Annotated in this window: 17 protein-coding genes; 15 read left to right on the top strand and 2 right to left on the bottom strand. The window is 60.1% G+C overall.

The features are described from left to right. The first annotated feature begins 12 nt into the window (after positions 1–12). From AC1VXC_RS02945 to AC1VXC_RS02885, 13 genes are all read left to right on the top strand, one after another. The gene (locus AC1VXC_RS02945; protein WP_482994999.1) at positions 13–1323 is read left to right on the top strand and encodes a glycosyltransferase; all 1311 of its coding nucleotides are present in this window, start codon (positions 13–15) and stop codon (positions 1321–1323) included. Beyond that, the gene (locus tag AC1VXC_RS02940) at positions 1320–2114 is read left to right on the top strand and encodes an ABC transporter permease (protein ID WP_481538469.1); all 795 of its coding nucleotides are present in this window, start codon (positions 1320–1322) and stop codon (positions 2112–2114) included. The genes AC1VXC_RS02945 and AC1VXC_RS02940 overlap by 4 nt, the downstream gene beginning before the upstream one ends. Next, positions 2111–3328 (top strand): ABC transporter ATP-binding protein, encoded by a 1218-nt coding sequence (locus tag AC1VXC_RS02935; RefSeq protein WP_481538468.1) that lies wholly within the window; start codon positions 2111–2113, stop codon positions 3326–3328. Before AC1VXC_RS02940 ends, AC1VXC_RS02935 begins: the two co-directional genes overlap by 4 nt. A 115-nt stretch (positions 3329–3443) precedes the next feature. Then, complete coding sequence (locus tag AC1VXC_RS02930) at positions 3444–4907, top strand: methyltransferase domain-containing protein (RefSeq protein ID WP_482994998.1); 1464 nt, start codon at positions 3444–3446, stop codon at positions 4905–4907. Then, positions 4904–5815 carry a GDP-mannose 4,6-dehydratase gene (locus AC1VXC_RS02925; protein ID WP_481538466.1) on the top strand — a complete coding sequence of 304 codons (912 nt, stop codon included), beginning with the start codon at positions 4904–4906 and terminating at the stop codon, positions 5813–5815. The genes AC1VXC_RS02930 and AC1VXC_RS02925 overlap by 4 nt, the downstream gene beginning before the upstream one ends. Then, positions 5812–6783, top strand: coding sequence for a GDP-mannose 4,6-dehydratase (gmd, locus tag AC1VXC_RS02920; RefSeq protein ID WP_481538465.1), 972 nt, complete (start codon positions 5812–5814; stop codon positions 6781–6783). Before AC1VXC_RS02925 ends, gmd begins: the two co-directional genes overlap by 4 nt. A gap of 34 nt (positions 6784–6817) precedes the next feature. Beyond that, the gene (locus AC1VXC_RS02915; protein WP_481538464.1) at positions 6818–9085 is read left to right on the top strand and encodes an ArnT family glycosyltransferase; all 2268 of its coding nucleotides are present in this window, start codon (positions 6818–6820) and stop codon (positions 9083–9085) included. A gap of 1 nt (position 9086) precedes the next feature. Next, on the top strand, positions 9087–12161 hold the full coding sequence (locus tag AC1VXC_RS02910; RefSeq protein WP_481538463.1) for a glycosyltransferase: 3075 nt from the start codon (positions 9087–9089) through the stop codon (positions 12159–12161). 140 nt (positions 12162–12301) lie between these two features. Next, positions 12302–12706 (top strand): hypothetical protein, encoded by a 405-nt coding sequence (locus AC1VXC_RS02905; RefSeq protein WP_481538462.1) that lies wholly within the window; start codon positions 12302–12304, stop codon positions 12704–12706. 75 nt (positions 12707–12781) lie between these two features. After that, a complete protein-coding gene (locus AC1VXC_RS02900; RefSeq protein WP_481538461.1) occupies positions 12782–13150 on the top strand; it encodes a GtrA family protein in 369 nt (122 codons plus the stop codon). Beyond that, on the top strand, positions 13147–14133 hold the full coding sequence (locus AC1VXC_RS02895) for a glycosyltransferase family 2 protein (RefSeq protein WP_482994997.1): 987 nt from the start codon (positions 13147–13149) through the stop codon (positions 14131–14133). Before AC1VXC_RS02900 ends, AC1VXC_RS02895 begins: the two co-directional genes overlap by 4 nt. Before the next feature lie 87 nt (positions 14134–14220). Then, positions 14221–15075: a GNAT family N-acetyltransferase gene (locus AC1VXC_RS02890; protein WP_481538459.1), complete on the top strand. Its 855-nt coding sequence runs from the start codon at positions 14221–14223 to the stop codon at positions 15073–15075. Continuing rightward, positions 15065–15826 (top strand): PIG-L family deacetylase, encoded by a 762-nt coding sequence (locus tag AC1VXC_RS02885; RefSeq protein ID WP_481538458.1) that lies wholly within the window; start codon positions 15065–15067, stop codon positions 15824–15826. The genes AC1VXC_RS02890 and AC1VXC_RS02885 overlap by 11 nt, the downstream gene beginning before the upstream one ends. A gap of 338 nt (positions 15827–16164) precedes the next feature. On the opposite strand, the gene AC1VXC_RS02880 is transcribed toward AC1VXC_RS02885, so the two are convergent. Both AC1VXC_RS02880 and AC1VXC_RS02875 read right to left on the bottom strand, forming a co-directional pair. Beyond that, positions 16165–17100: an electron transfer flavoprotein subunit alpha/FixB family protein gene (locus tag AC1VXC_RS02880; RefSeq protein WP_481538457.1), complete on the bottom strand. Its 936-nt coding sequence runs from the start codon at positions 17098–17100 to the stop codon at positions 16165–16167. Then, entirely contained in the window at positions 17100–17846 is a 747-nt protein-coding gene (locus tag AC1VXC_RS02875; RefSeq protein ID WP_481538456.1) for an electron transfer flavoprotein subunit beta/FixA family protein, read from the bottom strand. Before AC1VXC_RS02875 ends, AC1VXC_RS02880 begins: the two co-directional genes overlap by 1 nt. A 225-nt stretch (positions 17847–18071) precedes the next feature. Between AC1VXC_RS02875 and AC1VXC_RS02870 the strand changes: the two genes are divergently transcribed. Together AC1VXC_RS02870 and AC1VXC_RS02865 are read left to right on the top strand one after the other, a co-directional pair. Next, positions 18072–18446, top strand: coding sequence for an EamA family transporter (locus tag AC1VXC_RS02870; RefSeq protein ID WP_481538455.1), 375 nt, complete (start codon positions 18072–18074; stop codon positions 18444–18446). Positions 18447–18652: 206 nt separating this feature from the next. Further along, entirely contained in the window at positions 18653–19426 is a 774-nt protein-coding gene (locus AC1VXC_RS02865) for a class I SAM-dependent methyltransferase (protein WP_481538454.1), read from the top strand. The last annotated feature ends 90 nt before the right edge of the window (positions 19427–19516 follow it).

Here is a 19516-nt window from a genome sequence, read left to right as displayed (position 1 = left end):
TGGTTGAGCCGCTTGTATCGGCTGCTGCTGCCTCGCTCACTGCGCGAGCGGCTTGCACTGCGTCGTCATCAACACTTCTGCGAAGGCTTGCGTTTCACACGCACGCCGGGCTGGGTGCTGGACGAGACGCGTGCTTCCGCCGAGGGCGTGGGGGTAGCGTCGTTGGGTGGGCGTGGGGTCAATGTCCTGGGCTATTTGCGCGGCCAGTTCGGATTGGGCGTCAGCGCGCGGGCGTATACCCGTGCGTTGATGGCGGTGGGGTACCCCTTATCGTTGCACGACTCGCAGGTCGCGGTACCACACGCCAATGCTGACCATAGCCTTGATGCCCACATGGAAGTGCCTGCGCCGACATTCGATACAACTTTGGTATTCATCAATCCTGATCATTTCAGTGAGGCGATGACTGCCATGGGCGGGGCTGGCGCGCAGCAGCGACTGGTAGCGTGTTGGTTCTGGGAGCTCCCCCGGGTGCCAGAGGCATGGCGCGAGGCCGTGGAGGCGGTGGACGAAATCGTGGTGGCGACCGAGTTCGTGGCCGAGGCATTCCGTGCCATGACCGACACTCCGGTCACCAAGATTCCATTCCCGCTGCTCGACATCGTGCCCAGTGGCTTGGTCCGTAGCGACGTCGGTTTGCCGCAGGACGCGTTTGTTTTTCTTTGCACCTTCGACTGCAATTCCTCCGTGGATCGCAAGAATCCTGGTGCGGTGATCGCCGCTTTCCGCTCTGCGTTTGCGCCGGACCGGCAGGATGTGCGCTTGTTGGTCAAGTCCAGCAATGGTCACCGCAACCCCGATGCGCTACGTCAGCTACTGGTACAGGCCGGTGGCGACGCGCGCATCATGCTGCGCGATGATGTCATCGACGTGCGTCACCTGCACGCCCTCCAGATGCTGTGCAATTCGTATGTGTCATTGCACCGCGCCGAAGGATTGGGTCTCGGCATGGCCGAATGCATGCAACTTGGTAAGCCGGTCATCGCCACCGGTTGGTCGGGCAACATGGAGTTCATGAATGCAGGCAACAGCCTGCTGGTGGACTACCGTCTGGTTCCAGTGCAGCCGGGTCAGTATCCGCACGCGCAAGGCCAGCGCTGGGCTGAGCCGGATGTAGCCCATGCTGCCGTATTGATGCAGCAGGTGGTGGACCGGCCCGACAGTGTGGCCGTCCTTGCCGCCAATGCGCGTCGTGATATCGAGCAGGGAATGTCGCTGCAGCGCTCTGGTGCCCTATTTGCGGCGTACCTCGATAGCAGAGCCCCCTTGACTGCGCCGGCGTTGCCGGCATCCCTCGGCATGTTTGGAGCAGGAATTCAATGAGTAGTGTGTTGCGCTCCCTGTGGAGCTACCGGTTCTTCATTCTCTCGTCGATCAAGAACGATCTGCGCGCACGTTTCACCCGCAGCAAACTTGGTGGGCTGTGGATGATTATCCACCCGTTGGCGCAGGTGCTGATATTTGCTTTGATCCTGTCCGAGGTTCTGTCTGCCAAGCTGCCGGGCGTCAACAACAAGTACGCGTATGCGTTGTATCTGATGGCTGGGATGTTGTTCTGGACCTTGTTTGCTGAAACCATCCAGCGCTGCCTGACGATGTTCATCGACAACGGCAACCTGATGAAGAAGATGTCGTTCCCGCGGCTGTGTCTGCCGATAATCACAGCGGGCACCATGTTGGTGAACAACGTTCTATTGTGCGCGGCCATCTTCGGTGTATTCGCCATGTTGGGTCACTTCCCGGATGGCAACGCGATTTGGCTGCCGGTACTGGTGCTGATGACATTGGCGTTGGCTATGAGCTTGGGCACCTTGTTGGGGGTGATCAATGTCTTCATGCGCGACCTTGGCCAGGTGATCCCAGTCATTCTGAATGCTCTTTTCTGGCTGACCCCGGTGGTCTACAACCTCAATGCGTTGCCGCCCCACTACCAGGCATGGTTCAAGTACAACCCGCTGTACGTTCTGGTAAGTAGCTACCAGAACGTGCTGGTGTATGGAAAACCGCCGCTGTGGAGTGAACTCGGCGGCCTGCTGGCCGCCACCGTGGTGCTCGCCGGCTTGGCATTGCTGATGTTCCGTAAGTCCAGCGCCGAAATGGTGGATTCCCTATGAGCTCCTTGTTGAAAGTACAGTCGGTTGGAAAGTGCTACGCGAGTTGGAATAGCGAATGGATGCGTTTCCTGTCGTGGTTTGGCATGCCGTTCAAGCCGGCAGAGCAGCATTGGGTGCTGCGTGATATCAGTTTCGCGGTGGGGCCTGGTGAAAGCGTGGGTATAGTTGGCCAGAACGGTGCCGGCAAGAGCACCCTGCTCAAGCTGATCACCGGTACCTCGCAGCCGACCCTTGGTAAAGTCACCCAGACCGGCAAGGTTTCCGCAATCTTGGAGCTCGGTATGGGCTTCAATCCCGAGCTGACTGGTCGGCAGAACGTCTATCATGCGGCCGGGCTGATGGGGCATCCCCAGCAGGCTATCGCCGGCGCGATGGATGACATCGAGGCCTTTGCCGAGATCGGTGAGTATTTCGATGCGCCTGTGCGAACATACTCCAGTGGTATGCAGATGCGCGTCGCGTTCAGCGTCGCTACTGCCTTCCGGCCTGATCTGCTGATTGTGGACGAGGCGTTGTCGGTCGGTGATGCCTACTTCGTGCACAAGTGCTTTGATCGCATCAAGGCCTTCCGTGAGCTGGGTACCAGTCTTCTGTTTGTTTCGCACGACCCAACTGCCGTACAGGTCCTGTGCGACCGTGCGATCCTTCTGGAAGGCGGGAGGCTGCTGCTGGACGCGGACCCCAAACAGGTAATCGATTACTACAACGCGCTGATCGCCCAGAAGGAGCAGGGAACGATCAACGTTGCGAAGCTTGAGGACGGCGCGGCAGCGATCTCTTCTGGGACCGGTGAAGTTGCCATCGGTAGCGTGCAGCTTCTCAACGGGAAGGGTGAAACTACCGAATATGTTGCAGTTGGCGAGCCTGTCACTTTGCGTGTCAGCGTCAAGGTCAACGCACCAGTGGACAAGCTGGTTTTCGGCTACATGATCCGAGATCGCCTGGGGCAGACCATCTTTGGCACCAATACTCATCATACCGACCAAGTCATTTCAGGCACCGTCGCCGAGCAGACGCTGACCTTCAGTGCGGATTTCGCCGCGTTGCTGGGCCCGGGCACCTATTCGATTTCGATCTCGCTGAGCGACGCCCAGGACCATCTTGGCCGCAACTACGAGTGGCGTGATATGGCGCTGGTATTCTCGGTCGCCAATATGAACCATCAGTATTTCATCGGGACCAGTTGGATCCCACCGCAGATAACCATCGCATGAGACGTGGCTGCGCCCCTTGCGCGCCTACGAGTATCGAGCCCACCAAGCACACAGTTAACCCGAGGACCAATCGATGTCATCCAGTCAGGAAAGCTTGATCTCAGCCGACGAGGTGATGCGCCGCGTGCGCAGTCGCTTGGGCGTCGGTGAAATCGGCATTGGAGGCACTGGCTTGGCCAGCGTAGTGGCTGGTGCCATCAGTGTCGTGCCAAATCCCGCATTCAAGCCACCAACCGGCGAATTTCGCAAAAAGTCGGAGTACGTGCTGGCTGATTTCCTCGGATACGACGATCTGGCGTTTGTTACACATGCCTATGACGCTATCTTGCATCGTGCACCGGATGAGTGCGCGCAGGCGCACCTGCAGGCGCTGCGCTCAGGCGCTGCGAGCAAGATCGAAGTGCTGGCGGCGTTGCGCTGGTCACCTGAAGGGCACAGCAAGGGCGTCCATATCGATGGCTTGCTGATCCCGTACAAGCTGCACAGCTGGCGCCGCATTCCTTTGCTTGGCTGGATGCTTCACTGGGTACATACCCTGATCCGTCTGCCCCGGCATACACGGGTAATGGACGTGCACGTGTCGTCGTTGAGTGGCGACCTGCAGTTCTTCGATGTGCGTATCTCACAGGTGGTTGCCGAGCAGTCCGCGCGACTGGCGTCGCAGGAACTTGCGCTGCAGCGGGCGCCCAGCGCCGCCCTGGTGGAAGAGCTTGGTAAGCGCATCGATGTGCTTGCCCAGCAATTGGCCGAACATTTGGCCGAGCAGCAGGCTGAGAGGTCGATAGAGAAGCAACCGGCCTTGCGCCACAGCTTGCAGCCGGCCGCGTGCCGGGAGGTTTTCTCAGAGGCGGCCGGCCCCAGCAACGAGGGTTCCGCGGTCGAGCCCGAACTGGATGGATTGTATGTTGCGTTCGAGAATCAGTTTCGTGGCCCGGAGGAAGAAATCCGCCAGCGCCTGGAGCCTTACCTCAAATTCGTTGCCGACGTCGGTGCCGGCACCGAGGGCGCTCCAGTGTTGGACCTGGGCTGCGGTCGCGGGGAATGGTTGGAAATGCTCCGCGATAAGGGACTGGTGGCGTCCGGTGTCGATCTCAACGGGCTGTTCGTCGCCGAGTGCGAGGAGAAGGGTTTGGTCGTCGAGTATTGCGACGCGATCAGCAAACTGCGCGGACTACCGGATGCATCGCTGGGCATGGTGACCTTGTTCCATCTGGCCGAGCACCTGACTTTCCCAACTCTGATCGAGCTGATCGACCAAGCGCACCGCGTGCTTGTACCTGGCGGCGCTCTTGTCGTGGAAACCCCAAATCCGGAAAACGCACTGGTGGCGCAGTGGGCGTTCTACATGGATCCCACCCATCGCAACCCGCTGCCACCACAGATGTTGCGCTGGATGGTGCAGGCGCGTGGATTCGTCCAGTCCGATATCCAGCCGCAGTTTGAGGCAAGGGGGGGCTCCGATATCGCCTTTGTCAGCGATGATGTCCCGGGCTCCGCCACTATCAATGCGCTGGTCAAGCCCCACCATGCCTCGCGTGACTACGCAATCATGGCGCGTAAATCGGTGTCGGCATCATGAGCCTGCGTGTGCTGGTCACCGGAGCCTCAGGCTTCGTTGGTGCGCATCTGCTTGCGGCTATCAAGGGTGGCCATCTTGGGGAGCTGGGCACTGCAGTAGTGTTGCCTGCCGGATTGGATTTGCGCAATCCAACGGCGCTCGCTGCCGCAATCGCCGCGCAGCGCGTGGATGCTGTCATCCACCTCGCAGCGCAGAGTTTCGTGCCGAGGGCGATCGCTGATCCGCGCGAGACCTACGAGGTCAACGTCATCGGTACTTTGAATCTAATTCAGGCACTGGAATCTGCCGACTTCAGTGGCCGTTTTCTGATGGTCAGTTCCGGAGACGTATATGGGCGCGTGGACGAATCGGAACTGCCGGTTGGGGCAATGACTGTTCCGCGACCTGGTAATCCGTACGCCTCCAGTAAGCTGGCGGCCGAGGAACTTTGCCTGCAATGGGCGCGTCGTACCGGAGCGCAGGTCGTGATTGCCCGGCCCTTCAATCACATCGGGCCGGGGCAGAGCGAACGCTTCGTTGTATCCTCGCTGGCTAGTCAGGTCATGGCCATCAAGGAGGGGCGCCAACCTGCGGTGATAGAAGTCGGTGACATCGAAGCTACACGTGACTTCACTGATGTGCGCGATGTGGTATCCGCTTATGCCGCGCTGCTGTCGCGCGGGCAGGATCAGGCTCGGTACGTTGTCGCCTCCGGTGTTGAACGCTCGGTGGCGCAGGTGCTGCAGCGCATGCTTAGTTTGGCGCAGGTTTATGCCGAGATCCGGGTGGATCCGGCTCGCCTGCGACTGTCAGAACAGCGACGAATGGTAGGCGATCCTTCCGCCACCACCCATGACACAGGCTGGCGCCCGCAGATCGATTTCGACCGGACGTTGACCGATATATTGCACTCAGTGAGAAGCCCATGAGCACGAAATCCGCATTGATTACCGGTATCACCGGCCAGGACGGCGCCTACCTGTCCAAATTGCTGCTCGACAAGGGCTATGTTGTGTATGGCCTGCTCGCTCGCCGCAGCACCGACACCCTGTGGCGACTGCGTGAGCTCGGCGTGGAAAAGCAGGTTCAGCTCATCGATGGTGACATCTCCGACTTGTCTTCGCTTATCCGTGCTCTGCAGATATCCGAGGCCACCGAGGTGTACAACCTAGCCGCGCAGAGTTTCGTTGGCAGCTCCTGGCAGCAGCCAGTGTTGACTGCCCAGTTGGACGGCGTGGGTGTGATCAATATGCTGGAGGCGGTGCGTATCGTCCGCCCGCAGGCGCGCTTTTACCAAGCGTCCACCAGCGAGATGTTCGGCCTGATTCAGGCCGAGATGCAGGATGAAAAGACTCCGTTCTACCCGCGGAGCCCCTACGGTGTTGCCAAGCTGATGGGCCACTGGGCCACGGTGAACTACCGCGAAAGCCATGCAATGCATGCTTCCAGCGGCATCTTGTTCAATCATGAGTCGCCGCTGCGTGGCATCGAGTTTGTCACCCGCAAGGTGACCGACGGCGTAGCCCGGATCAAGCTCGGACTACAGGACAAACTGTACCTTGGCAATATCGATGCAAAGCGCGACTGGGGGTTTGCAGGCGACTACGTTGAAGCCATGTGGCTGATGCTGCAGCAGGATCAGGCTGATGACTACGTCATCGCTACGGGCGTTACCACCACCGTGCGCGACATGTGCATGATTGCATTCGCGCACGTTGGTTTGGACTACCAGGATTACGTTGTGATCGACGAGAAATACATGCGCCCGGCGGAAGTGGACGTGTTGCTCGGCAATCCGGCCAAGGCCCAGGCCAAGCTGGGTTGGGAACCCAAGACCAGCCTGCAGCAGCTGATCACCTCGATGGTAGATGCCGATCTGCGTCGCCTTCAGGCGTAATTGACGTTTGATGACACAGGGAGTGGCACGCAAGGTGTACGAAGGTATCGAAACGGGGAGGGCGCATTGCGATCGGCCACACGCCATGCTGCCGGCTGTAGTCGGCGTGGTCGTGGTCATGGTGTTGCTGTGTTGGTGGAATGCTTTCCAGGCAAGCCCGCAGCATGCACCCCAGATCCAAGCTGAAGCCGTCCAGATGGATGGCTTCAGCGCCGAGGGTAAGGGATTCCGCGCCACCGGCGACAATCCATCTCATTTTCTCAGCGGTCAGTTCCGGCTGAAGCCGGACCATCGTTACGCTTTTTCGTTTTCTGTTGATACCGCCCCGGGTGCTCCGGTAGCAGTCGTGGTGGACCTGTTTGGTCCTGGCTATGACAACCCGGCCCAGGAACGGACATTCCGCACGCGTCCCGGGCAGACCTCGGTTCGCTGGTCGGACACCATGGATGTTGGGCCAGATGTTCCAGAGATCGCCTCCCTGCGCATCTTCTACGAAGGCCCGCCAGGACTGCGGGTGAGTGACATTCGCGTCGTGCAAATCCCAACCTGGCGGATCTGGGTTGGGCACATCCTGCTTTTGATGCTGTTGGGAACAAGCTTGGTATTTGTGGCCGCGCTCGCTCGCTGGACACGAGAGGGCCCAGGCCCGCTGGCAATTCCGATTCCGTGGGGGCTGCTGTGCGCCCTGTGGTTCGGTGCCACGCTGCTGCGCTACGTGGCGGCCCAGATGCTGCCGTACTGGTCCGGTGACGAGTACGTGTACAAGATGATCGCGTCGGGAATCTGGGCTGGCGGTGGGCGCGCCGGGATTCCGCACCCGGACCAGATCCAGCACGCGACCAACCTGCCCAATATGCTGTACCCGTATCTGATCGCTCCGGGCTTCGTGTTCGGTGAAGCCTTCTATTCAGGGGTCCGGCTGATCAACGCGCTCGTCGTTACCGCCGGGTTGATCCCAACGTACTTGATGGCAAGGCGTTTGGTGGGGACACGCCTGAGTCTGATCATCGCCTGCATGGCCGTGGCGCTTCCCGGTGTGTTCATCTCGGCCTTTGCAGTGACCGAGGTGTTGTACTTCCCGCTCTATTTGTGGGCCGCCTGGGCGGGCCTGCGTTGCCTGGAGCGGCCGGCTTCGATCACGGCGGCGGTCTTCTTTGGTGCGTGGATTGGTCTGCTGCTCAACGTCAGACTCAATGGTGTGACCTTGCTCATTGCGCTGCTTCTGGCCATGGCAGTGATCGCGTTGCGCGAAGGCAAGGTTCGGCAGTTCTTGGCGCGGCCTACCTGGCTGCTGGCTCCAGTTGTCGCCTACCTTGTGTTCAAGTTCGTCAGTCTTAGCATTTCCGCGCCGGATACCAGTGGTCTGGGTATGTATGGCAATCTCCTGCACGGATGGCGGCACACCATCATGTCGGATCTGCGTGGGGCAGCGGGATTGTTTCTGGGTCATCTGACCATCCTGTCGATTCCCTTCGCCTTGGCATTGGCCGGGGCTGTGGGCCTGCTCCTCCCCTGGCGCAATCAGCGGCACGAAGCGCAGGTCTGGAACGCGACTTTGTTCCTGCTACTGGCAACAGCTGGCGCGGTTGGTATGGCGATCGTGTTCACTGTTGGAGTCTCGCCAATTGACCTGGGCGGATTGGGACGTTGGCACAGCCGCTACTACTTCTCGTCCTTCCCGTTGTTGCTGATCCTGCTGTTCCTGCCGCGGCCGCTTCGTGGGTCATCCACCTTGGCCTGTTACAGCTATGTCGGTGTCGTTATGGCTGTGCTGGGGGCAGCAGCCATGTTTGTAATTGTGCTCAAACTGCACGCTTCGCCGTGGTTCGGTGCAACCGTCGACAGTATGGAGGCGCAATGGTATCGCTTGAGCCGCTGGTGGCTGGTTGTGTTCTCGGCGCTGGTCCTTGCCATTGCAGCTGCAAAAGAGGGCTGGTTGCGACGGACCCTGCAGCTGCTTCTTCTGGCAAGCTGGCTGGCAGTAGCGAACTCGGCGACTTGGCATGAACTTCGCAATGGTCCTGGTGCTTACGACTCTGGCTGCGGCACTCTTGCGCAGGAGATCGTGGCCCACGACCCGGGCGGAATCGCAGTGATTGCCAGCAACCGTCGTGAGCTTGTCGACAACGCCTTCTTTCTTCCGAGCCTTCCCGTGGTCATGCGCATGCTGCCTGACGGGGGCAAGGTCGACGGCCGTTCCTTGGTCGGCGCACGCTATGTGCTTGCCGACGAGCGAATCGAAGTGACCCATGCAACCCGTCTCCCTGACACGGGTACCTGTAGCCTTTACAAGGTGGAATGACATGAGCAACAAGAACCGCAGCGCCGACGCTCCCGTCGCATTGCCCGCCCACCCGCGCCCCGTGACGGTTGTCATTCTGACTTGGAACGGTTTGGAGCTCACCAAGCCCTGTCTTGACAGCGTTCTGAGGAATACCGACACCACGCAGGTGGAGGTTATCGTCGTCGACAATGGCAGCACCGACGGCACGGTCGAGTACCTGAGCAAGATCGCGGGCATTTCTACCGTCTTCAATGGTGAGAACCTGGGCTTTGTGCGCGGCAACAATGCAGCGCTGCGCCTGATCGATGCCGATCGCGACGTGATCCTGCTCAACAACGACACCGAGATTGATGATTCCGATTGGATCGAACGGTTGCAGGCCACCGCTTTCAGCGGAGACAAGGTGGGTGTGGTCGGCTGCCGTATCCGCCGCCTTGATGGCAATGATTTCCAGCATGCTGGTACCTACATCCCCGACCGCAGCTATTGGGGTCAGCAACTGGGCTCAGGTGAGAAGGACATCAACCAATACGCTTTCGATCGCGAAGTCGAAGGTGTGGTGTTCGCGTGCGTGTACATCCGTCGCGAGGTGATGGATGCGGTCGGCTTCCTGGATGAAGACTTCTTCTCGTACTACGAGGATACCGATTATTGCCTAAAGGCGCGTACGGCAGGATTCAAGGTGCTTAACTGTGGTTCGCTGACCATTCGTCACCGCGAGCACGGTTCCACTTCGGTCAACAAAGTCAGCCACAACGACATGTTCCTCAAGTCCAAGGAAACTTTTCTTGGCAAGTGGAAGGACGTGCTCGATGCCCGCTACCAGTACAAGCTGCATCTGCATTCGACCTTGTTCCGGCCTGTAGGGTATGCCATGACTGCGCGGCAGATCGCATTCGGCTTGGATAACGCCGGTGTCTCGGTGTCATACGAGTACTTGTACGGTCTGGATAGTGTGTTGCCCATCGCTGAGTCAAAAAACCAGAACACCGGCATTTACTCGCTCGAGGTCATCAAGCAGCGCGAAGAGCCGGGGCTTGATGTCCCGCGCCTCATCTACGGGCAGGCCGATGCCTTTGACCGGGTCAAGCACGGCTATCGCATCGGTTACACCATGCTGGAAACCACGGGCGTCCCCGTCGAGTGGGTGAATGGCTGCAACACGGTTGACGAGCTCTGGGTGCCAACCGAGTTCAATAAGTGGACCTTCCAGCGCAGTGGTGTCACTGTGCCGGTTCAGGTGATGCCGTTGTCGCTGATCGACACCGACCACTTCAACACGCGAATCCGCGGAATGAAGATCGAAGGCATGTTCACATTCCTGTCGATCTTTGAGTGGGGTGAGCGTAAATCGCCGGAGATCCTGTTGCGGGCCTTCAACCGTGCCTTCCGCAGTACCGACCCGGTGGTGCTGATCTGCAAGTACTCCAACAGCGATCCGGGCGTCGACCCGGAAGCCATCATCAGGAGTCTGCAGCTGGATCCCGACGGTGGGCGCATCGTGTATTCGGTCAACGAGTCGGTGCCTTACTACCAAGTCGCGCAGCTGTATCGCTCCGCAGATTGTTTTGTACTGCCCACGCGCGGTGAAGGATGGGGCATGCCGCTGCTGGAGGCCATGGCGTGCGGCATCCCCGTGATCGCCAGTTACTGGAGCGCGCAGCAGGCCTTCATGGATGCCGACAACAGCTTCCCGTTGCAGGTCTCGCTGACTCCAGCTGAGGCAAAGTGCCCTTACTACACAGGATTCCAATGGGCACTGCCCGATGAGGATCACTTGGTGTCGCTGCTGCGCAGCGCCTTCGAGAACCAGGAGCAAACCCGCGCCAAGGGGGCGCAGGCGGCGCGGGACGTTGTCGACTTCTGGTCGTTGGAGCGTGCTGCCGAGCGCATGCGGGCCCGTGTTGCTGCGTTGAATCCCCAAGGCAGTGTGTTGCCGGCGATACCTGCCGCAATCCGTAGTCGCATCGGTGTAGATGTCTCACGTGCAATGGGCGGAGAAGTATCAGGCGTCGGCCGTTACGCTGCGATGCTGGTCAAGGGTTTGTCAGAGCATCAGGCCAATGAGGGGCGCGAGCACGACTTCCTGTTGCTGCCCGGGTTCGCCGATTTCGTCCATCCCGACTACTCTCCAACCAAGCCCTCGGGCCTGCAGACCCAGCCCGGTTCGGGCATGACCCTGTACCGTGGACCTTTGCCGGCCTTCAAGGATGCCGACCACTTTGTGCCTGGACTCGACCTTGTCTACTGCGCCGGAAATGTGTTTCCAGAAGGTGTCGGCTCCAATGCCCTGATGGTTGTTCACGACACAACTTTCCTGTCCCATCCGCAGTTTCATACCGCCGAGAATATTGCCCTGTGTTCGGACAATTTCGCACGAGCGGTTAAGGCAGGGGCAAGCTTCGTGGCGGTTTCAGAGAATTCGCGCCGCGACTTCATTGCCCACTACAACGTCGCGCCGGAGCGCGTGCACACCATTCATTGCGGGATCGATCCGACCATCTTCCATCCGGCATCGCGTTCGCAGAAGCATAGCGTCTCCCAGCGTTATGACCTGCCGGAGAAGTTCTTCCTGTACGTGGGCAGCATTGAACCGCGTAAGAACCTCAAAACGCTGCTGAAGGCGATGCTTGAGTACAAGGGGGAGGAGACTCTGGTGGTGGTTGGTGCCTCGGGCTGGCTCAACGACGACCTGCGCAAGCTGATGAAGTCGGCCGCGAGCCGAGTGAAGGTGCTCGGCTACGTGCCGATCGAAGATTTGCCGGCGCTGTACAGTCGTGCCACTGCCTTTGTTTATCCCTCGCTCTACGAAGGGTTCGGCCTGCCGGTTGTGGAGGCCATGGCCTGCGGCGTGCCGGTGATAACCTCGGCAAACAGTTCGCTGCAGGAAATCGGCGAAGGAGCAGCGCTGTTGCTTCAGGATCCGCTGGACGTTGTCGAGATGGTCAGTGCGCTTCAGCGGGTCGCAGGCAATGCGGACTATGCACAGGAACTGGTTCAGATCGGTAACGAGCGCGCCCGTCACTACAGCCTGCAACGCCAGGTCGCTGCACACGTGGCGCTTTTCCAGACACTACTGCAGGAGTCACGATGAAACGAGGGATATGCAGCGCATTGCTGTTGAGCGCTCTGGCTGGATGCAGCGCAACGGACATGCCACCCAGCATGACACCCGAGGGGGCAGTGGAAGTCACGCCGGCGGACGGGCACCCCCTCGCGCCGTTTCCTGATTGGATGGCTTCGGCCAGCCAGGATCCTGCGCTGGTGTGCTATCTGGATGCCGTGGAGGGGGGCGACCCTGTTCAGAATGGCTGGCAGGCGCGCGCCGGCGCATCCATCCACATCGCGGGTTGGGCGGTGGAGTCCGGTGCGCGGGTGCAGCGTGATGCCTCCATCCGGCTGCGTTCAATGGAAGCTGGCGGGAAGGATTTCTATTTCTCTGCCGCGCGTTCCGAGCGCGCCGATGTCACTGCAGCGCCACAGTTCGCGCAGACCCCGCCGGCAAATGCAGGGCTGACAGCGACGCTGCGTCTGGATGGTGTCGTGCCAGGCAGGTATGAAATCGTGTTCGTGATAGGTGACGAGCACCGGCCTTTGGGTTGTGGCTTGGGGCCAGCCCGGTCGTTGGTGGTGCATTGATTCATGCCGGCTAGACTGCAGTTCTCGGAGCGATTGCCTGATGGGGCGATCTTGGGCGGTCTGAGGTCGCCCGTGATGCAGATATGCAAGTTCGGCTTCGTCGGCGGGGTACAGCTACTCGTGGATTGTGCGCTCTTCGTGCTGATGACCTGGCTGGGTCTTGGTGTGGTTCTGTCCAGCCTCGTGTCGCGGTCGGGCGGGGCAGCATTGGGATTCTGGTTGAACGGCAAGTACACCTTTGCCGGGAACGGCAGCCGGCTCGGCAGTGGCCAGATGATCCGTTTCCTCGTCACGTTGCTGCTGATGGCGGTGACGAGTTCGTCAATTGTATGGATCGTGGCGCACAGCGCGGGACTGGGTTGGGCGTGGCTCGTCAAGCCGGCCGCCGATGCAATGCTGGCTCTGTTGAGCTTCTTCATTTCAAAAAACTGGATTTATCGATGATCGCTCCCGCCACTTCTCATCGCATCGCTGTGGTCATTCCCAGCTACAAGGTTGTCCGGCATATCGCTACCGTCGTCGCCGCCGTTGGCCAGGAAGTGGAGCTGATCTACTGCGTGGATGACGCTTGTCCGGAAGGCAGTGGTGATTTCATCGAGGCGAATATCACCGACTCTCGAGTGCGCGTGCTTCGCCACGCGGTCAATCAGGGTGTCGGTGGGGCGGTAATGACCGGCTATCGTCAGGCGATTGCCGATGGGGCGACGGTAGTAGTCAAGATCGACGGAGACGGGCAGATGGATCCCTCTCTATTACCGCAGTTCATCGCGCCCATCCTGCGCGGCGAGGCTGATTACACCAAAGGCAATCGATTCTGGGATCTGCGCCAGATCAAGCAGATGCCGTTGCTGCGTCGGATCGGCAACCTTGGCCTGAGCTTCATGTCCAAGGCTTCCACGGGTTACTGGGACCTGTTCGATCCGACCAATGGCTACACCGCGATCAGCTGCTCCGTCGCCAGTCATCTGCCGATGGAGCAGATCAGCAAGCGCTACTTCTTCGAAACCGACATCCTGTTTCGTCTCAACACGATGCGTGCCGTCGTTGTCGATGTTCCGATGGATGCCCGCTACGGCGACGAAGAAAGTGGCTTGAAGGTCGGGAAGATTCTGGGTGAGTTCGTCTTCAAACATGTGCGCAATGCATTCAAACGCATTGTCTACAATTACTTCCTGCGCGACCTGTCGTTGGCTTCATTCGAGTTGCTTGCTGCCATCGGCCTGCTGCTGCTGGCGACGACTTTCGGTGGTTGGCACTGGTGGCAATCAGCGCAGTATGGTGTTTCTACACCGCTGGGCACGGTGATGATCGCCACGGTCGCGACAGTGTCGGGGCTCCAGTTCCTCTTGGCATTCCTTGGTTATGACATTGCTTCGGTGCCCCGTCGTCCGCTCACCGGTCTGCTTGTCCCGCGTCGCCAAGCTTGAGTCGTGAGTCTATACTTTGGCGATCGAGCCCCCTGCATGGCCGGAGGGTCCCCGCGCGCTAATTGCTGAACTGTATTGGAGACAACGTTGGATATCCGACCGTCCGGTGCCACGCCCGAACTGCTGCGTCATTACCAGTCAATCTTTGCCAAGTGCTTTCCGCAGGCCACGCATTTGGATGCGCGCTACTTGGACTGGCTTTACGCGAAAAATCCGGCTGGTCCGGTAATCGGCCTGGATGCATGGGATGGTGATCGCCTTGCGGCACACTATGCTTGCATTCCAGCCAAGGCCATCGTCAGCGGCACTGCTTGCCGTGTGATGCTCTCGCTCAATACAGCGACTGACCCCGATTACCAGGGGCGGGGGCTATTCACCAAACTCGCGGAGGGAACCTATGCCGCTGGAGCGGCGCAGGGTATGGCGGGCATTTACGGCGTTGCCAATGCCAATTCCACACCAGGTTTTCTGCGCAAGCTTGGCTTTACTCTGATCTGTCCCCTGGATGCCAAGATCGGTATGGGCTCAATGCTCCCAGAGGCGTCGTCCGACGCATTGGGTGACCTGCAGTTTCGCCGTGATTGGGATGCCCGGTCGTTGCGCTGGCGTTGTGATAATCCACATCGCGCTTACCGTTTGGCGCATTCCTCGACGGGTGGAATCATTGCCCGGGCTCCTACCGGAAAGCCGTTGCTGTCGGCCTTCGCCGAGCTGCCGGGGGCGGTGGAGGGACTGAGTGGACATTCAGCGGGCATAGGCATGCGTCTGCACTTGGGGCTGGTGCCGCGATCGATGGGCGTGCTCAAGGGGGCTTGGATTGAGTTGCCAGCTAAGCTGCGTAGCAGCCCGTTGAACCTTATCTATCGCGCGCTTGACGAAAGAGTTAAGACGCCGTCTGCCGACGCAGTGCTGTTCAATGTGCTCGATTTCGATGCGTTCTGAGCGCGGCCCGATCTTCTTTTTACTGGCACACCCGGATGACGAGTTCGGCGTTTTTCCGTGGATCGAGCGCGCGCTCGCACAAGGCCGGATAGTGCATTGCGTATGGATGACCGACGGTGGTTGGGGTGGTCAGGACATCGGTGTGCGCCAACGCGAGAGTGAAAAAGTGCTCGCCGCGATGGGCGTGTCAACGAGCAGCATGTGTTTTCTTGGAGGTGAGCACGGAATCGCCGACGGTGACCTTTGGAACCAATTGGACCCGGTGATCGCCGCACTTCAGGCGCATTACGCGTCAGTGGTTCCGGCCGAGGTGGTGGTGCCGGCTTGGGAAGGTGGACACCATGACCATGATGCGTGCCATCTAGCCGGTCTTGCGTTCGCAGCGGTGCATGGTGCACAGGTGCTTCAGTACACGCTGTACCAGGGGAAGGGTCTGCCAGGGCCAGCATTCCGGGTGCTCTCGCCTATGGTCGAGAATGGCCCTCGGATTCTGGTGGGCGTCAGCTTCAGCCAGCGGCTGCGCTACATCTTGGCGTGCCTGGGTTTCCGTTCGCAGTGGAAGAGTTTCGTCGGTCTGCTGCCCTTCTACGCGTTGAAGTTGTGTTTCACGCGACATCCATTTGTGTTGCAGCCTGTATTGGCGGAACGAACGGCGGAGAAACCGCATTCCGGTCTGCTGTTGTATGAACGCCGTGGTGGCCCAAGCTGGGAGGCCTTTGCTGCGCGCACTGCGCCGTACCGTAATTCGTAGGCTTGTATTGCCAGGAACGGATGCCTTTATTGATCGGGTCTTTGGTAAACGGCACACGATGGGCCCTGCGGTGTGCGTCAGCTCAGCTATAGGAAGCGCGCTCTATCGGCATCGCTTACTGGCCGCGGCCTTTGTGGTCGTAAACGCCTGCTAGTCCGCCATGGCCAAGTCCTCCAGGTTCACCGGCGCGACCAGCGAGGTGCTATTGCAGCGTAGTGGCGGGACGCTTCTCGATGGGCATCGACCCTATCGACGTCCTCTCAGCAGACGGTTACGGATACTGGACATGAAAAAGCCGCGCTCGCCCTAAGGCACCGCGCGGCTTGGTTATGTGCCGCTTACAGTGCTGCGGCCAGCTCTGGCAGCAGCGTGAACAAATCCCCTACCAATCCAATATCGGCAATCTCAAAGATCGGCGCATCGCCGTCCTTGTTGATGGCGACAATCGTGCCGGCGTCCTTGATGCCGGTCAGATGCTGGATCGCGCCAGAGATGCCTACGGCGATATACAGCTCCGGTGCGATGATCTTGCCGGTCTGGCCGACCTGCATGTCGCTGGGCACATAGCCTGCGTCCACCGCGGCGCGCGAGGCGCCAACGCCCGCACCGAGCTTGTCGGCCAGCGCGTAGATCACCTTGAAGTTATCTTCCGAACCGACGCCACGGCCACCGGAGACCACGCGCTTGGCGCTCTGCAGGTCCGGGCGGTCGCTCTTGCCGGCGGCAAGGCCGATGAAGCGGGTGTGGCCCGGCAGGGCTGCATCGACGCTCAGGGCCTCGACCGGGGCGTTGTTGCCCTTGGCCGCTTCCTGCCAGGAGGCGGCGCGCACGGTGGCGACGACGACCTGGTCGGCGGGCACCTCGACGGTGATGATCGCGTTGCCTGCGTAGATCGGGCGCTTGAAGGTATGGGCGCCTTCGACCGACATCAGGTCAGAGACCTGGTTGACGCCGAGCAGGGCGGCCACGGCCGGCATTACATCCTTGCCGGTGGTGGTCGACGGGCCGAATACATGGCTGTAGCCGGCAGCGGCTTTGGCGATCTGCGGTGCCTGTACCTGTGCCAGCGCGTGCTCATTGGCCGGGTTGGCGATGGTCAGCACCTTGCTGACGCCGGCGATCTGCGCGGCTTCGGCAGCGATGGCGGCCGGGTCGGCGGCCAGCACCAGCACGTGGATGTCGCCGCCCACTGCGGTTGCTGCCGACACCGTCTTGGCGACGGCGCTGTTGAGCTTGCCGTCCAAGTGTTCGGCGATGACGAGAATCTTGGCCATTACAGCAACCCCTTCTGCTTGAGTGCGGCTACCAGTTCGGCAGCATCCTTCACCATCACGCCCTTGCTGCGCTTGGATGGCGCCGCGTACTGGGTGGTCTTGAACGTGTCGGCGGCTTCAACGCCGAGGTCGGCCAGCTGCAGGGTTTCCAGCGGCTTGGCCTTGGCCTTCATGATGTCCGGCAGCTTGATGAAGCGCGGCTCGTTCAGGCGCAGGTCGGTGGTGATCACCGCCGGCAGGTCGACTTCCAGCGTTTCCAGGCCGGCGTCGACTTCACGAGTGACCGTGGCCTTGCCGTCGGCGATCTCGACCTTGGAGGCAAAGGTGGCCTGCGGACGTGCCCACAGCGTGGCCAGCATCTGACCGGTCTGGTTGGCATCGTCGTCGATGGCCTGCTTGCCGAGGATGACCAGGTCTGGCTGTTCCTTCTCGACCAGCTTGAGCAGGGTGCGGGCGGCGGTCAGCGGCTGGATGGCCTGGTCGGTGACCACGTGGATGGCGCGGTTGGCGCCCATGGCCAGGCCGTTGCGCAGGTGCGCCTGGGCATCGGCAGGGGCGATGGTGGCCACGATCACATCCGTGGCGATGCCCTTGTCGCGCAGGCGCAGGGCTTCTTCCAGGGCGATCTCATCGAACGGGTTCGGCGAGAGCTTGACGCCGTCGGTGACTACGCCGGAACCGTCCGGTTTTACCTGAATGCGGACGTTGTAGTCCACCACGCGCTTGTACGCGACGAGGATTTTCATCTGGCGCTAGATCCTTGTAATGCCGACCAGGGTCGGTTCACTGTAAACGGGAACGTCCGGAGCCGAGAACGGCAGCCGGTTCGGGGGTGGGATCTGGATTCTAACTGTCTCTACGTGATCGTGTGAATGTGCCTGGTATGCAGCCATAGCAGGCATCAAGCCGCACACCCGCCCCAATTCGCATCCTTGCAGGGTATGCTGGACAGTCAGGTCCAGGAGCTCACTATGCCGCGTTCGGCTGCCACACTCACCCCCACTGTCATCGCGATGATCCTTGTCACGCTGGCAATGCTGGCGTGTGGCCAAGTGCTATTCAAGCAAGCGTCAACGCAGGTCTCATTCGCACGCCCTGCCAGTTTCCTGTCCGCGACGTTGATCATCGCGTTGTTCGTCTACGGTGCGGCAACCTTGCTCTGGCTGGCAGTACTTTCGCGCGTGCCACTATCGTTGGCGTTTCCGTTCTATGGGCTGTCGTTCCTTCTGGTACCCGCGTTCGCATGGTGGCTGTTGCACGAGCCGATCCGGCCGCATACTTGGATCGGTGGCATCGTCATTCTGGCAGGTGTGGTGATCGCATCGTTGGGCGATAGACCGCAGTGAAATGAATCGCGGTGGCATTGCGAGTGCCATTCAGACAAAATGCGGTTCGCGGTATAGGACATGGCGCACTGGAGGGGGAAGTGACTGGATCGGATTTGGCTACGTTCCAGGTGGGGGAACAATGTCCTGCCTGTTTTAAGATGATGCGTGCGGGGCTCACTTCATGGCACCGTGTCTGTGCAAACTGCGGCTACGAAGGTAGTACGTTGCTGGTTGACATCGACGTCTTGGGGGTCAAGGACGTGATCGATGAAACCATGCGTGAGGAGGGGTTGAATGACTTGCGCCAGCGCAATTTCGCCGCGCTGGAGTCTGATCTGGCTGATAGGGTGACTGCTGCTGTCGGAGCGCGGCCGCGCATGCTCGACGTCGGCTGCGCACACGGTTGGTTCTTGGAGGCCAGCAGGGATGATTTCGAAGTCACTGGCATAGAGCCAGACGTACGGGTCGCCGATGCTGCCGCTGCGCGAGGATTGACCATTCGAAACGGATTCTTCCCCGACGCGCTGGGCACAGACGAGCGCTTCGACGTCATCGTATTCAACGACGTGCTCGAGCATATCCCGGATATTGGCGCAGCGTTGCGTGCTTGTGGGGAGCGCCTGCAGCCCGGCGGTTGGGTGGTGGTCAATGCGCCTGCGCGAACCGGCGTGCTTTACCAGATATCCGTATTGATGGCGCGGTTGGGTCTGCCAGCATCGTTCGATCGCATGTGGCAGAAGGGTTTTCTTTCACCGCATGTGCATTACTTGGACGACGCCAGCATGCAGGCCATCGCCGTCCATGCCGGCCTGACTGTCGCGGACGTACGTACGCTGCCATCGCTGAGCACGCGGGGACTGTATGCGCGTATTCGCGCCGATCGCGGCGTCTCCTTTGCAAAGGCTGCGGGGGTGGCTTCATTGCTGACCTTGGCAAGCCCTGTCCTCAAAATGCTACCGGCCGACATCAAGGTGTGGATGCTTCGGGCTGGTAGCTGAACGGCCGATACGCCTCCTGCACAGCGTCGTTGTATGCTTTCAAACTGACGTCGGGCGGCTTTCAGGCCGCCCGCTGACGCAATTTGAACA

This window comes from Stenotrophomonas sp. STEN033, assembly GCF_056856655.1.
Note: the sequence above shows the minus strand (reverse complement) of the source record. Positions and strands in the feature narration are given on the sequence as shown.

Excerpts from the sequence above, each read along its gene's own strand:
- AC1VXC_RS02940 (WP_481538469.1), top strand. The coding sequence starts at position 1,320 with ATGAGTAGTGTGTTGCGCTCCCTGTGGAGCTACCGGTTCTTCATTCTC.
- AC1VXC_RS02935 (WP_481538468.1), top strand. The coding sequence starts at position 2,111 with ATGAGCTCCTTGTTGAAAGTACAGTCGGTTGGAAAGTGCTACGCGAGT.
- AC1VXC_RS02930 (WP_482994998.1), top strand. The coding sequence starts at position 3,444 with ATGCGCCGCGTGCGCAGTCGCTTGGGCGTCGGTGAAATCGGCATTGGA.
- AC1VXC_RS02925 (WP_481538466.1), top strand. The coding sequence starts at position 4,904 with ATGAGCCTGCGTGTGCTGGTCACCGGAGCCTCAGGCTTCGTTGGTGCG.
- gmd (WP_481538465.1), top strand. The coding sequence starts at position 5,812 with ATGAGCACGAAATCCGCATTGATTACCGGTATCACCGGCCAGGACGGC.
- AC1VXC_RS02910 (WP_481538463.1), top strand. The coding sequence starts at position 9,087 with ATGAGCAACAAGAACCGCAGCGCCGACGCTCCCGTCGCATTGCCCGCC.
- AC1VXC_RS02905 (WP_481538462.1), top strand. The coding sequence starts at position 12,302 with ATGGCTTCGGCCAGCCAGGATCCTGCGCTGGTGTGCTATCTGGATGCC.
- AC1VXC_RS02900 (WP_481538461.1), top strand. The coding sequence starts at position 12,782 with ATGCAGATATGCAAGTTCGGCTTCGTCGGCGGGGTACAGCTACTCGTG.
- AC1VXC_RS02895 (WP_482994997.1), top strand. The coding sequence starts at position 13,147 with ATGATCGCTCCCGCCACTTCTCATCGCATCGCTGTGGTCATTCCCAGC.
- AC1VXC_RS02885 (WP_481538458.1), top strand. The coding sequence starts at position 15,065 with ATGCGTTCTGAGCGCGGCCCGATCTTCTTTTTACTGGCACACCCGGAT.
- AC1VXC_RS02880 (WP_481538457.1), bottom strand. The coding sequence starts at position 17,100 with ATGGCCAAGATTCTCGTCATCGCCGAACACTTGGACGGCAAGCTCAAC.
- AC1VXC_RS02875 (WP_481538456.1), bottom strand. The coding sequence starts at position 17,846 with ATGAAAATCCTCGTCGCGTACAAGCGCGTGGTGGACTACAACGTCCGC.
- AC1VXC_RS02870 (WP_481538455.1), top strand. The coding sequence starts at position 18,072 with ATGCCGCGTTCGGCTGCCACACTCACCCCCACTGTCATCGCGATGATC.